Annotated in this window: 11 protein-coding genes; 6 read left to right on the top strand and 5 right to left on the bottom strand. The window is 70.6% G+C overall.

Annotation, left to right across the window (positions count from 1 at the left end; translation table 11 throughout):
• Window positions 1–341 precede the first annotated feature (341 nt).
• Together ACIO3R_RS25215 and ACIO3R_RS25210 are read right to left on the bottom strand one after the other, a co-directional pair.
• On the bottom strand, window positions 342–917 hold the full coding sequence (locus tag ACIO3R_RS25215) for a GNAT family N-acetyltransferase (protein ID WP_402108867.1): 576 nt from the start codon (window positions 915–917) through the stop codon (window positions 342–344).
• Between the two features lie 81 nt (window positions 918–998).
• Complete coding sequence (locus tag ACIO3R_RS25210; protein WP_402108865.1) at window positions 999–1,871, bottom strand: peptidoglycan DD-metalloendopeptidase family protein; 873 nt, start codon at window positions 1,869–1,871, stop codon at window positions 999–1,001.
• Window positions 1,872–2,025: 154 nt separating this feature from the next.
• Here ACIO3R_RS25210 and ACIO3R_RS25205 point away from each other — a divergent pair, with 154 nt between their 5' ends.
• Both ACIO3R_RS25205 and ACIO3R_RS25200 read left to right on the top strand, forming a co-directional pair.
• Window positions 2,026–3,126 carry a GH25 family lysozyme gene (locus tag ACIO3R_RS25205; RefSeq protein ID WP_402108863.1) on the top strand — a complete coding sequence of 367 codons (1,101 nt, stop codon included), beginning with the start codon at window positions 2,026–2,028 and terminating at the stop codon, window positions 3,124–3,126.
• A gap of 210 nt (window positions 3,127–3,336) precedes the next feature.
• Complete coding sequence (locus tag ACIO3R_RS25200) at window positions 3,337–5,547, top strand: HelD family protein (RefSeq protein WP_402108890.1); 2,211 nt, start codon at window positions 3,337–3,339, stop codon at window positions 5,545–5,547.
• Between the two features lie 57 nt (window positions 5,548–5,604).
• Here ACIO3R_RS25200 and ACIO3R_RS25195 read toward each other — a convergent pair whose 3' ends face one another.
• The gene (locus tag ACIO3R_RS25195) at window positions 5,605–6,537 is read right to left on the bottom strand and encodes a M56 family metallopeptidase (RefSeq protein ID WP_402108860.1); all 933 of its coding nucleotides are present in this window, start codon (window positions 6,535–6,537) and stop codon (window positions 5,605–5,607) included.
• A 3-nt stretch (window positions 6,538–6,540) separates the two neighbouring features.
• Window positions 6,541–6,966: a BlaI/MecI/CopY family transcriptional regulator gene (locus ACIO3R_RS25190; protein ID WP_385041885.1), complete on the bottom strand. Its 426-nt coding sequence runs from the start codon at window positions 6,964–6,966 to the stop codon at window positions 6,541–6,543.
• 216 nt (window positions 6,967–7,182) lie between these two features.
• On the opposite strand from ACIO3R_RS25190, the gene ACIO3R_RS25185 reads away from it, so the two are divergent.
• From ACIO3R_RS25185 to ACIO3R_RS25175, 3 genes are read left to right on the top strand one after another with little or no spacing between them, the layout of a single operon-like run.
• Window positions 7,183–7,758 (top strand): TerD family protein, encoded by a 576-nt coding sequence (locus ACIO3R_RS25185; RefSeq protein WP_385041881.1) that lies wholly within the window; start codon window positions 7,183–7,185, stop codon window positions 7,756–7,758.
• Window positions 7,759–7,804: 46 nt separating this feature from the next.
• Complete coding sequence (locus ACIO3R_RS25180; RefSeq protein WP_385041879.1) at window positions 7,805–8,386, top strand: TerD family protein; 582 nt, start codon at window positions 7,805–7,807, stop codon at window positions 8,384–8,386.
• 49 nt (window positions 8,387–8,435) lie between these two features.
• Window positions 8,436–8,891, top strand: coding sequence for a tellurite resistance TerB family protein (locus ACIO3R_RS25175; RefSeq protein WP_385355520.1), 456 nt, complete (start codon window positions 8,436–8,438; stop codon window positions 8,889–8,891).
• A gap of 87 nt (window positions 8,892–8,978) precedes the next feature.
• On the opposite strand, the gene ACIO3R_RS25170 is transcribed toward ACIO3R_RS25175, so the two are convergent.
• Window positions 8,979–10,157 carry an acyltransferase family protein gene (locus tag ACIO3R_RS25170; RefSeq protein ID WP_402108856.1) on the bottom strand — a complete coding sequence of 393 codons (1,179 nt, stop codon included), beginning with the start codon at window positions 10,155–10,157 and terminating at the stop codon, window positions 8,979–8,981.
• 444 nt (window positions 10,158–10,601) lie between these two features.
• Here ACIO3R_RS25170 and ACIO3R_RS25165 point away from each other — a divergent pair, with 444 nt between their 5' ends.
• The gene (locus ACIO3R_RS25165; RefSeq protein WP_402108887.1) at window positions 10,602–13,883 is read left to right on the top strand and encodes a GH92 family glycosyl hydrolase; all 3,282 of its coding nucleotides are present in this window, start codon (window positions 10,602–10,604) and stop codon (window positions 13,881–13,883) included.
• Window positions 13,884–13,905: the final 22 nt, after the last annotated feature.

The following is a 13,905-nucleotide window of genomic DNA, read 5'->3' as shown; positions in this document are numbered from 1 at the left end:
CGACATGATCAACCCACGTGCCTGTATCCCCACCACGAACGGCCTAACGAACCGGCAGGGCCAACGTCACCGCTAACCATGCACGAGCTCGTAAGGGCTGTCCCGCAATTCCTGGCGGATCAGCGCGCGTCGTCAGATGCGGTGCATCGCAAGGCGGAGGGACGTTCGCACACTGGATGTATGCGGATGTTCCGACAACGCGGCGAGGTGTCGTAGCTGTCGTCGCGCGCCCGCCAGGGACTGCGGGACAGCCCTTAGGCCCACGGAACGCGAGTGCGTCGCTCCAACGCCTCCACACCGTACGATCTGACGGCCTGACGGCCTGACGTCAATGCGCCTTGTCATCTCTCCTGGCGGAAGTCCAACATGCAGAACACCTTGTCGTAGCGGCGTTCGCCAACGGCGACGAAGTCGGGCAGCCGTCCGTACTCGGTGAAGCCCAGCGACCGGTAGAGGTGCAGGGCACCGCTGTTGTCGCCACGGGCGTCCAGCGTGAGGACCTCGATCCCCACCCGTCCGGCATCCGCGATCAGCGCGGTGGTCAGTGCCCGGCCGATGCCGCGGCCGTGGACCGAGGCGGCCACCGCGACCTTTTCGAGATCGGCGTGCGGACGATGAGTGGGCCGTGTATGGCGCAGCCAGTACCCCAGCCCGACGAGCCGGCCGTCCAGGTATGCGGCACGCAGGGCGGCGTCGCCCGCGTGCACCGCGGCGAAGACGTGGTCGAGGAGTTCCGACACCTCGTCGCGCGAGGGGGGATCGGTCCACCCCAGCGCCGCCCCTTCGCGGACCAGGTCCGCCAGGATGCGATGGGCCGATGCCGCGAAGCGGGCCCGGAGGTCCGGATCGGACGTCAGCTCCATCGCGTCCAGGATGACCGGCTCAAGGGTTCCGCCGCTGGTCGAAGCCGTGTTCATGACCGGCAGCCTAGCGAGCCCCGAGCCCCGCAGGGCATCCTTGGCCCACGGATACCTGCGGATGCCCTGCGGGAGTGTGGGTCAGTTCCAGCGGTCCTGGTTGATGAAGTGGCTGAAGCCGCGCCAGGAGTTGGGGCCCATCTCGCCGTCGATCGGGCCGGTGTAGCCGTTCTGGGCGGCCAGTCGCTGGAGAGCGGCCCAGGTATTCGTGCCGGGATCCCCGTCGATGGGTCCGGTGTAGCCCCAGTTCCGCAGGTTCTGCTGGAGCGCGGCATAGGTATGGGTCCCGGGGACCCCGTCGATCGGGCCGGTGTAACCCGACTCGATCCGCAGCCAGTTCTGCGTCCGCTGCCACATCACCGGACCGGGAACACCGTCCTCCTCCGTCGACGTCTTCGGCAGCCCACCACCGCCGCCGCCTCCCAGGTAGTCCAGCGGGTTGACCCGGGTGCCGCCCGGGGTGATCAGGTGCCAGTGCACGTGCGGTCCGGTGGAACTGCCCGAGCCGGGGGCCCCGACGGCACCCCCGGAGTACCCGACGATCCCTCCCTTGCCGACCGAGGTGCCGTTGGCCAGCAGGAACTGGGACAGGTGCATGTACTGCGTCCGGTACCCGTCGCTGTGGGTGATGGTCACCGTGTGCCCACCGGTACCGTTGTCCGGGATGTTCGTGACGACACCGGCACCCGCCGCGGGCAGCGCGGTGCCGACGCCCATCCCGTAGTCGAGTCCGCCCAGCGAGCCGTCGTTGAGGTGGTCCTGCCAGGTACCCGTGATCCGGTATCCGCTGAACGGGTTGTAGATGTCCAGCGCCTGTGCGGAGTTCCCCGAGAACAGCACCCCGCCGGCCGCCAGGCCCAGCGTGGTGACCGAGCCCCGCAGCAATGTGCGCCGGCTCATCTCGATCCGCGGCCGAACCCCCTGGCCGTCATCGGTCCCATGATTCTTGCGCACGTCAACTCCCTTGTCATTACTACGACTTGACTTGCCAGAGCGAGGCGGAGCCACGGTAACCTACGCGCATAGATTTTGATAAGCACATGACACATCCCCGACGGGCGCACGGCACACCCACTGCCGGGAGCCCCACCCCCACACCGGAGGAAACATGCGCAGGAGAGACCTGATTCGCGCCGCCGTGGCAACAGCCCTGGCCCCGGCCGGGCTGCTCACGGCCGCCGGGACCGCGACCGCCGCCGGGACCGCGACCGCCGCCGGCCAGCCCCGCACCCGGGCGGCCGACCTGGAGGGCCTGGACGTCTCGAACAACCAGGTCGGCATCGACTACACCCGCGTCGCCGCGGAAGGGCGGCAGTTCGTCATCGTCAAGGCCGGCGGATGCCAGCTCGCCGAGGGCCCCTACACCTCGTCCTCGTACCCCGGCCACATCGACGGCGCCCGCGCCGCGGGACTGCGGGTGGGCCACTACTGGATGTCGGGAGACTTCCTCAGCCCCGTCGCCGCGGCCGACTACTTCGTGGACCACCTGCACGACTACCGCGTCGGTGACGTGCTCGCACTGGACGTCGAGGTACTCGACGACTCCACCCGCCTGTGGAACGACGCCGATGTGTCCGCCTGGTTCAACCGGGTGCGCGCACGCGTCGGAAGCTACGTGCCCTGGTTCTACATCAGCACGGGCGCACTGCGCGCGAGCACCTGGACCGCCACCATCGCCGCCGGCGCCCACCTGTGGGCGGCCTCCTGGGGGGCCAACGACGGCACCTGGCCCGGCGCACCCGACCTCGGCGGCCACTACCCCGACTGGGCCGCCCACCAGTACGCGTCCGTGGGCTCCGCCGGCGGCGTGTCCCCCGTCGACATCAGCCGCGCCCGCTCCTGGGCGTTCGACCCCACCGAGCCGACCGACCCGCCGTCAGGTGGTGGGCTGCCGAAGACGTCGACGGAGGAGGACGGTGTTCCCGGTCCGGTGATGTGGCAGCGGACGCAGAACTGGCTGCGGATCGAGTCGGGTTACACCGGCCCGATCGACGGGGTCCCCGGGACCCATACCTATGCCGCGCTCCAGCAGAACCTGCGGAACTGGGGCTACACCGGACCCATCGACGGGGATCCCGGCACGAATACCTGGGCCGCTCTCCAGCGACTGGCCGCCCAGAACGGCTACACCGGCCCGATCGACGGCGAGATGGGCCCCAACTCCTGGCGCGGCTTCAGCCACTTCATCAACCAGGACCGCTGGAACTGACCCACACCACACCCCCCGCGGAGCCGCCCGGAGCAGGAGGAACGACTGTCCGGCGGCACAAGGAATCCCCGGTCCGCAATTGCGGACCGGGGATTCTCCCGAGTATATTGAGTGTTTCTGTGCGCCCACAGAAAAGGCCCCTCACTGGGGGCCACTAAGCAAAACCTTATCCGGCAGGGAGCCATTTTGTCAACTCGGGAACGCTCCGAATTGCAGGGGGAGCAGGAATTCATCGACCGGCTCTACGACCGTGTCGACGTGCTGCGCGGAGTAGCCGCCCAGCACGTCCAGGACGCGCTGACGCCGGTCGGAACCGGTCTGCAGGCCCGTCTAGAACGCGATGTGCTCGTCGCTGAACGCTCAGGTCTGCTGGCTGCCCTGAATGCCGTGGACGGCTCGCTGTGTTTCGGCCGGATCGATCTCTCCAGCGGCACGGCGCACCATATCGGCCGGGTCGGAATCCGCGAGGACGACAGCGCGCACACACCTCTGCTGATCGACTGGCGCGCACCCGTGGCCCGCCCCTTCTATCTCGCCACCGGTCACACGACCATGGGCCTGCGCCGGCGCCGGCACATCACCACCGAGGGCCGCGTCGTCACCGAGCTGCACGACGAGATCCTCGACGTCGGGGACCGGGAGCGCACCGGCTTCGAGGACCCGAGCGGCGACGCCGTGCTGCTCGCCGCCGTGAACTCCGCCCGCACCGGCCGCATGGGCGACATCGTGCGGACCATCCAGGCGGAGCAGGACCGCATCATCCGCGCCCCGCACCGCGGTGTTCTCGTCGTCGAGGGCGGACCCGGCACCGGCAAGACAGCGGTGGCGCTGCACCGGGCGGCCTTCCTGCTGTACGAGCACCGCGAGCTGCTCGCCAAGCGCGCCGTCCTGATCGTGGGGCCCAACCCGGCCTTCCTGCGCTACATCGGCGAGGTGCTGCCCGCGCTCGGTGAGACCGGTGTCCTGCTCGCCACTCAGGCCGAGCTCTTCCCCGGCGTCCACGCCGACGGCACCGACACCGGCCGCGCCGCAGCCGTCAAGGGCGGTGAAGCGATGGCGGAGGCGCTCGCCCTCGCCGTCCGCGACCGGCAGCAACTGCCCGAGCCCGGCGCCCCGCTGGTCATCGCGCACGACGACGGCGACCTCGTCCTCGACTGGGAGATCGCGTACGAGGCCCGGCAGGCGGCCCGCGACACCCGCCTGCCCCACAACCTCGCCCGCCCGCACTTCGCGTTCCGGATCATCGACGCCCTCACCTCGCAGCTCACCGAGCGCATCGGCGCCGACCCGCACGGCGGTCCCAACTTCCTCGGTCCCGACGACATCGCCCAGCTCGGCAGGAACGTCGCCCTCAGCAAGGAGGTGCACGCCGCCGTCGACGAACTGTGGCCGCCGCTCACCCCGGAGCGGTTCCTCACCGACTATCTGGCCGGTCCCGTGTACGTACCGGCCGAGGACGCCGAAGCGATCCGGCGTACGCCCGGCGAAGGGACCTGGACGCCGGCCGACGTCCCGCTGCTCGACGAGGTGGCCGAACTCCTCGGGGTCGACGACAGCGCCGAGCGGGCCGCCGCCGAGGCCGAGCGCCAGGAGCGGATCGCGTACGCGCAGGGCGTTCTGGAGCTGTCGAGGGGGTCGGAGTCGTACGAGTTCGAGGACGAGGAGTCCGAGACGCTCGCCGCGCACGACATCATCGACGCCGAGCGGATGGCGGAGCGGCAGGAGGAGGCCGATCACCGCAGCGCGGCGGAACGCGCCGCCGCCGACCGGACCTGGGCGTTCGGCCACATCATCGTCGACGAGGCGCAGGAGTTGTCGCCCATGGCGTGGCGGCTGCTGATGCGCCGTTCGCCGACCCGCGCGATGACCCTGGTCGGGGACCCCGCGCAGACCTCGGAGGAGGCCGGCGTCGGCTCGTGGGAGAAGATCCTGGCGCCGTACGTCGGTGACCGCTTCGAACACGCCACGCTCAAGGTCAACTACCGCACGCCTGCCGAGATCATGGAGCTGGCCGCCGGGGTCGTCCGGGCCGAGGACCCCTCCTTCGAGCCGCCGGGCTCTGTACGGTCCACCGGCGAGGTGCCGTGGATGAGGGAGTCCGGGGAGGATCTGGCGGGTGCGGTGGCGCGGGCGGTCTCCGAGCTGACGCCCGACGAGGGGCGCCTCGCGGTGATCGCGCCGGCGGCGCTCCACGAGGAGATCGCGGCTCCGCTGGACGGAGTCACGGCCGGCGCCGAACCCGATCTGGCGCGCCCGGTGGTGCTGCTCGGCCCGCGGCAGGCCAAGGGGCTCGAATTCGACCATGTGCTGGTCGTGGAGCCCGCCCGGTTCGGGACCAGCGATCTTTACGTGGCGCTGACCCGTGCCACGCAGCGCCTGGGCATCGTCCACCGGGAGAAGCTGCCCGAGTCGCTGCGCTGACGGCGGGCCGGGGCGGAGTGCCGGCCGCCGGGGCCTGCGATCCGGGCGCCCCGGTGGCTACAGCGGCGTCGCCGCTTCGAGGGCGACGAAGAGCGCGAAGGCCGCGTTCAGCGAGGAGAGCGTGGACAGGGCTGTTCCCACCGCGGCGACGGACGCCGCGATCCCCGTCGGGGTGTGAACCGGTGGCCAGCCCTGCTCCGGCGGCACCGGGCCCAGCAGCGCGGCGACCCGCCGGGGGACGGGGCCGGCCGCGGCGAACGCCGGGACGGTCTCGGTGGCGGCCCGGTGCGAGATGATCGCAGCCTTGCCGACCGTACGGGCCGTGAGCCGCCGGTCCCCGGTGGTGACGGCGGCCTCCTCGTCGGCCCAGCGCTCCGTGCTGTAGGTGATGGCCGCACGCAGCGGCCGCAGCAGCGGGTTCGCGCACCCGGCCAGCTGAACGGCGAGCAGCAAGCGGTGGTGCCGGCCGGCGAGATGGGCCCGCTCGTGCGCGAGGAGCGCCCGTTGCTCGGCCGGCGTCAGACAGTCGAGCATCGCGGAGGAGACCATGATCCTGCCGGGCGAGCCCGGCAGGGCGTACGCGTAGGGCACGGAGTCGGGCAGCACGGCGACTTCGGCCGTCGTCGACAGCCCGGCCAGTGTCCGGTGCGCGCGGGAACGGAATCGGCAGTGGCGCCATACGGTGGCCGCGCACGCCACGGCCACCGCCGTGAGTGCGGCGATCGCCGTCTTGCCGACGAACCTGTCGTGCGGAACGGCCTTCCTGACCTCGTCGTCGGACCAGCCGTCAGGAAGCGGGTTGCCGGGCAGCTGGGCCGTGCCGACCACCACCAGCAGACCGAGGCACAGGGTGCTGCACGACGCCAGGATCACGGCGATGGTCGCGAGCAGACGGGCGGCGCTTCGCGGGTGCAGGTGCTGCTCCGCCAGGCGTGCGATGGGCAGCGCCGTGAGTGGCAGGACCAGGGGCAGACAGACGAAGACACCCATCGGTCAACTCTCCGATTCGTCCGTGGGCCTGGCGGCCGGGCCGGGGCCGCTCTCGCCGAGCAGCGACCGCAGCAGATCCTCGTCGTCCGGCGACAGCGCGGAGACGAAGCTGGAGAGCACGGCGTCCCGGTCGTCCCGCTGGTCGAGGAGCCGGCGCATCCGGAAGGCGGTGAGACCCGCCCCGTTCGCCGTGGACTGCCACAGCACCGGACGCCCCGAACCCGTACGGGTGACTGCCTGCTTGTCGAGCAGTCGGGTCAGGATCGTGATGACCGTGCTGTACGACAGGCCACCGTCGAGACGTTCCTGCACCCATGCCGCGGTGACGGGCTCGCTCGCCCCGCCCAGCACGGTCAGCACCTGGGTCTCCAGTTCGCCCTGCCCGCGCCGGCGGGCCCGCGGCTCCCCCGGCCGGCCGTCCTTCTCCACGCCCACGACGCAGCCCCTTTCACGCGACTGCCCGGCAGCTCGTGCACGTGCCGGGCGCCGGGGCATATTACCCGGCCGCCCGGACGTCTCGTGGGCCCGGCGGAGCCCGGTGCCGCACCCCCGCACGCAAACTCTACAGTGCTGTAGATTTCAGGTGCTGTCATTCGGTGCCCGCTCGGTCACGCGTGGGCGCAACGATGCGTAAAGGGAGAAGACATGGGTGTGAGCCTCGCCAAGGGCGGAAACGTCTCGCTGACCAAGGAGGCGCCGGGACTCACGGCGGTCCTCGTCGGACTGGGCTGGGACGTCCGCACGACCACGGGCACGGACTACGACCTGGACGCCAGCGCCCTGCTGTGCGACGAGGCCGGGAAGGTCCCCTCGAACGACCGGTTCGTCTTCTACAACAACCTGAAGAGCCCCGACGGTTCGGTCGAGCACACCGGCGACAACCTCACCGGCGAGGGCGAGGGCGACGACGAGATCGTCAAGGTCGACCTCGCCGCCGTACCGGCCGACGTCGCCAAGATCGTGTTCCCCGTCTCGATCCACGACGCGGAGGGCCGGGGCCAGAGCTTCGGGCAGGTCCGCAACGCGTACATCCGCGTGGTCAACCAGGCGGGCGGGGCCGAGATCGCCCGCTACGACCTCAGCGAGGACGCCTCCACCGAGACCGCCATGGTCTTCGGCGAGCTGTACCGCAACGGCGCCGAGTGGAAGTTCCGCGCCGTCGGACAGGGCTACGCCACCGGACTCAGCGGCATCGTCGCCGACTTCGGAGTCAGCCTCTGACCCGTTCCGGGTCACCCTCGTACCGCCCCCTGCCGAAAGTGGAGCCATGACCGTCAATCTGACCAAGGGCCAGCAGATCAGCCTCACCAAGTCCGGCGGCGGGGAACTCACCGTCGTCCGCATGGGGCTGGGCTGGAAGTCCGCGCCACGCAGGGGGTTCCTCGCCCGGCTGACCGCCCGTGAGATCGACCTCGACGCCTCTGCCGTGCTCTTCGCCGGCCAGGCCCCGCAGGACGTCGTCTTCTTCCAGCACCTGACGAGCGACGACGGATCGGTGCGGCACACCGGTGACAACCGGGTCGGCGGCGCGGGCGAGGGCGGCGACGACGAGTCGATCGTCGTCGACCTGGAGCGCGTCCCGGCCCATGTCGACCAGATCGTCTTCACCGTGAACTCGTTCACCGGCCAGACCTTCGAGGAGGTCGACAACGCCTTCTGCCGTCTGGTCGACGAGACGACCGGGCAGGAACTGGCGCGGTACACGCTGACCGGCGGCGGGCGCCACACCGCGCAGATCATGGCCAAGGTCCAGCGGGCGGGCGCGGGATGGCAGATGACGGCCATCGGCAGCCCGGCCGAGGGGCGCACCTTCCAGGACCTGATGCCGGCCGTCGCCGCGCACCTGTAGGACCTGCCCGCCGGCACTCACCACTACGACCGACCCTGGAGTATTTCGCATGGCACTGTGGGACCGCATCAAGGAATCGGCCTCGACGATGCAGACGCAGCTCAACGCCAAGAAGAACGACCTGAAGAGCGGTGGCTTCCGCGACGCGAGCATGGCGATGTGCGCCCTCGTGGCCGCTGCCGACGGCTCCATCGACCCCTCGGAGCGGCAGCGGGTGGCCGCTCTGATCGCGGGGAACGAGGTTCTTCAGAACTTCCCCGCCGAGGATCTGCACCGCCGGTTCAACGACTACTGCCAGCAGCTGACCTCCGACTTCGAGTTCGGGAAGGTCAGCCTCCTCCAGACCATCGGCAAGGTCGGCAAGAAGCCCACCGAGGCCCGCGCGGTCATCCAGATCGGCATCGTCATCGGCGGCGCCGACGGCAACTTCGACAACACCGAGCGCGCCGTGGTCCGCGAAGCCTGCTTCGCGGCCGGCATCACGCCGAACGAATTCGACCTGTAGGCCTCAGGGTCCCGGGCGTGCCGCCGTCCGTACGCGGCACGCCCACTCGGCTCCCGCCCCGACGAGCCCGCGGGGCGCGGCCGGGACCTACCGTCCGTTCCCCCGGGACGATCCGGGGCGCGACGCCTCGGCGTCCGGCCGTGGCGCCTTGAAGGCCCACGCCATCTCCGGTTCCATCGCGAACCGGAAGATCCGCCGCACCGGTGGCGTACAGAGCACGGTGATCACCGCGGCGCCGATCAGGGTCACCGCGATCTCACCGAGCGGTGTGCCGAGCCACCGCGCGTCGTACCAGCCCCAGAAGCGGGAGCCCTTGGCGAGGAACCCGTGCAGGAGGTAGCCGTACAGCGTGCCCGCGCCGAGGACCGTGAACCACGTCCTGCGGCGCGGCACCCACGCGAGGAAGCAGGCGACCAGGACCACCGAGCAGCCGAACATGGCAAGCGTCATGACGGCGCCGGTCCAGCCCGGCGCCCCCAGCTCCTGGGCGCTGTCGCGGCGGTAGAACCAGGCGGCGTTCATACGGGGAGCCGCCCAGTAGGCGAAGGCCAGCGCGGCGGCGAGGACCGGCACCGCCAGGATCCGGGCCTCCCGGCGGCGGACGAGCCGGAAGTGCTCGGGCCCCAGGACCAGCCCGAGTACGAAGAACGGCAGGAACTGCAGCACGCGTTGCAGGTCGAGGTCGTCCCCGATGTCGGGCGACACCGCCGCCAGGATCGCGATCGCGAGGGACAGCGACAGCGGCCACCGGACGTTCTTCCACAGCGGTGTGGTCAGCCGCCAGATGAACAGCGCGACGAGGAACCACGTCAGGTACCACGGATCCAGCAGGCTGATCGGGTAGCCCGGGTCGTCGTCGGCGATCCACTTGAAGACGGTGTACGCGACCTCGAAGATCATGTAGGGCACGGCCACACCCGTGACCAGCCGCCTGACCCGGTTCGGGCTCGCGTCGAAGCTGCGCGAGAAGTAGCCGGAGATCACGATGAACGCCGGCATGTGGAACGTGTAGACCGTGATGTACAGGGCGGCCGCGGCGCGGCTGTCACCCCGCAGCGGCTCCCACGCGTGTGCCATCGCGACCAGCACGATCGCCAGGTACTTGGCGTTGTCGAAGAACGCGTCGCGCGCCCCGGCGCCACCGGTCCCGGCGGGTGCCACCGGCTCCGGGGAGGCGGATCGCGGCGACCGCTCGTCCCGTCCCGGCGTCTCCGGTGCGGGCAGGAGCGCCGCCGCCCGATGCCCGGACGGCCGTGGCTCACTCACGTATTTCTCCCCTCTCAACGGTGGAACCTGCGCGCACCATCGCTCGTCTTAGAGGGTTTACGGGAAGGGAGTGGCTGCGGAACATTCCCCGCACGGTAGTCACTGATCCCCCGTCCCGTAAACCGGCGCCGTCCGCGAGACCGCCCAGCTCACGGCCGCCGCGTGTGGGGTATGCACCGTTCGTCCGAGTACCCCCTCCGCCGCGGCCCGGCCGGTACGGACGGCGGGATTCCGGGAATCCTTGACACCCCGGATCGGCAGGAGGAGCATCCTCACGTCGTTGACAACGTTGTCGGAGCGACGCCGTTCCGGACTGGTCACGGCGGGCCCGCTCCCGCCGCGTTGACCGCTCGTCACACACGAAGGGCAGGAACGGTGTCAGACACGCACAACCATCGGACGCACACCGGGCTCAGAGTCATCAGCTCCGTCGCGGTCGCCGCCATGGCCGCGCTGGGGACCGCCACCACGGCCGCCCCCGCCTCCGCGGCATCGCCGCACGGCACCGTCAAGAACCCCGTGTCGTACGTCAATCCGCTGATCGGCACGTCCAACGCGGGCAACACCTATCCGGGCGCGGTGCAGCCGTTCGGCATGCTGGCCTGGAGTCCGCAGAACTCGAGGGGGAAGCAGGTCTCGACGCCCGCTCCCGGCGGCTACCAGTACGACGCCACGAAGATCCGCGGCTTCAGCCTCACCCATCTCAACGGTGTCGGATGCTCGGGCGCCAATGGTGACATCCCGATCATGCCGTACGTGGGTGACGTCGACTCCTCGCCCAGCGCGGACACCACCGACGCGAAGTACGCCGACACCTTCTCGCACAGCGACGAGACGGCGTCGCCCGGCTACTACAAGGTCGGCCTGGCAAGCGGCGCGTCCGCCGCGCTCACCACCACCGCCCGCACCGGCTCCGGGAAGTTCGGCTTCCCGGCGGGCAAGCCCGCGAGCATGCTCTTCCGCACCTCGAACTCGGAGAGCGGCAGCACCGACGCCACCGTGAAGATCGACAAGGCGGCCCGGACCGTGACGGGTTCCGTCACGGCGGGCAACTTCTGCGGTCCGCAGAGCGCGAACAACCGCAAGGACCTCTACACGCTCTACTTCACCGCGCACTTCGACAAGGCGTTCGCGAAGACCGGCACCTGGACGGACGGCACGGTCAGGTCCGGCGCCACCACGGCCTCCGGCGGTACGGGGTACAGCTCGTCCGGCAACGCCGTGGAGGGCAAGGGCTCGGGCGCGTACATCACCTTCGCCGACGGAACCACCGAGGCCGGGGCCAAGGTCGCCGTCTCCTACGTCAGCCCGCAGAACGCCGAGGCCAACCTCCGGGCCGAGAACGGGCCCCGCGCGACCTTCGACTCCGTCAGGAACCGGGCCGCCGACGTCTGGAACAGGACGCTGAGGTCGGTCGAGGTGGGCGGCGGCACCGACGCCCAGCGCGCCACCTTCTACACCGCGCTCTACCACTCCATGCTGGAGCCCACCCTGACCAGCGACGTGGACGGCCGCTATCTCGGCGCCGACCGCGAGCCGCACCGGCTCGCCAGGGGCCAGAAGGCCCAGTACGGCACCTTCTCCGGCTGGGACCAGTACCGCGCGCAGGTGCAGCTCATGACGCTGCTCAATCCGCGGGCCGGCAGCGACTACGCGCAGTCGCTGTACAACTATGCGGGGCAGCGCGGCGGCGAGTGGGACCGCTGGCTGCTGGAGAACGGCAAGACGAGCGTGATGTCGGGTGACCCCTCGGATGCGGCTCTCGCCGGGATCTACGCCTTCGGCGGCCATGACTTCGACGTCAAGGGGGCGCTGAAGTCCCTGGTACGGGCGGCGACGGTGCCCACGGCGAACGACTCGGACAGCTCCGGCTGCAACGTCGAGTGCGTGGGCCAGCGGCCCGCGCTCGACAAGTATCTGGAGCTCGGTTACGTGCCGGCGGACAACTGCCACTGCTGGGGAGGCGCGGCCGAGACCCTGGAGGACGCGGCGGCCGACTACGGCCTGTCCGAGCTGTCCCGGCAGACCGGGCGGACCGCCGACGCGAAGAGGTTCCTGGACCGCTCGGGCAACTGGACGAATGTCTTCGACGCCAACGCCACCCCGCAGGGCGGCTACATACGCGACCGCAAGGCCGACGGCACCTGGGCGGGCACCTTCACGCCGGGAACCGGCAGCGGCTTCGTCGAGGGGTCCAGCGCGCGGTACACCTGGATGGTGTACTCGGACGTGGCGGGCCTGGCCGGCGCGATGGGCGGTGACGACCGGGCGATGAAGCGGCTGGACGCCTTCTTCCGCACGCCGGACGGGAAGTTCGACTTCTCGGCGAAGGACGACACGCGCTACGACGCGACCAACGAGCCGGACATCAACGCCCCTTACCTGTACGACTACCTGGGGGCGCCGTACAAGACGCAGGAGACGGTCCGCGCGGAGCTGGACCAGCTGTGGACCGACACTCCGGGCGGTATCCCCGGCAACGACGACGCGGGGACCATGTCGTCCTGGTACGTCTTCTCGGCGCTGGGCATGTACCCGCAGAACCCGAGCCGGGCCGATCTCACCCTCTCCGCTCCCCTGTTCCCGCACGCCGTGGTGCACACCGGGCACGGGAAGACGATCACGGTCGACGCACCCGCCGCCTCGGCGGACAACTCCTACATCCACGGGCTGAAGGTCAACGGCCGGACGTCCACGAAGCCGTGGGTCCCCGCCTCGCTCGTCACCCGCGGCGGCAGGCTCGACTACACCCTCGGCTCGACGGCGGACAAGACCTGGGGCACCGCGAAGGCCGACGCACCGCCGTCCTTCCCCGGCGGCGGTCTGAAGTACTTCACCGGTGCCACCCCCGAGCAGTTGAAGGTCGAGCCGGGTTCCGGCAGTGCGGGGACGACCGTCAAGGTGCAGAGCATCCAGACGAAGGCCACCACCGTGCACTGGTCGGCCAAGGCCCCGGCCGGGGTCACCGTCACCCCGTCCGAGGGCGACTTCACGGTCCCGGCCCGCGGTTCGGTGAGTGCGGAGCTCACCGTGTCGGCCGCGGCGGACACGGCCGAGGGCCACTACACGGTCCCGGTGGCCCTGAAGTCGTCCACGGGAGAGGAGCTGCCGAAGACATCGGCCGCGCTGACCGTCGCCGAGCGGAACAGCATGCTGTGGAACCGCAACAGCACCGGCGTCTCCACCGACGACGACAACCCGCAGGCCAACTTCGACGGTGAGGGCTGGAGTTACTCGGCCAAGGCACTCGCCGCGGCGGGCGCGGCACCGGGTGGGACGGTCTCGTCCGGCGGCTTCGACTTCGACTGGCCCGAGGTGGGAGCGGGCGACCCGGACAACATCGAGGTGGCCGGGACCGAACCGCAGGTGCTGAAGGTTCCGTCCGCCTCCGGGGACACCCGGCTCAGCCTGCTGGGCAGCGCGGCCGAGGGCGAGGCCTCCGGTCGGGCCACGCTGACGTACACCGACGGCACCACGCAGCAGGCGGAGATCGGCTTCAGCGACTGGACGCTGGGCGGCGGCGCGCAGCAGCCGTCCTTCGGCAACACGGTCGCCGTCCACACCACGTACCGCGATGTCCAGGGCGGCGGTACGGACCCGGTGGGTACCGAGGTCTTCGCCACCGCACCGATCGCGCTCCGGGCGGGAAAGCAGCTCGCGAGCGTGACCCTGCCGTCCACCACGGACGGCGGTGTGATCCACATCTTCGCGGCGGCCACGGCCTGAGCCACCGGAACGGAACGGGCCG

The organism is Streptomyces sp. NPDC087428 (genome assembly GCF_044744085.1).
Lineage (GTDB): Bacteria > Actinomycetota > Actinomycetes > Streptomycetales > Streptomycetaceae > Streptomyces.
Note: the sequence above shows the minus strand (reverse complement) of the source record. Positions and strands in the feature narration are given on the sequence as shown.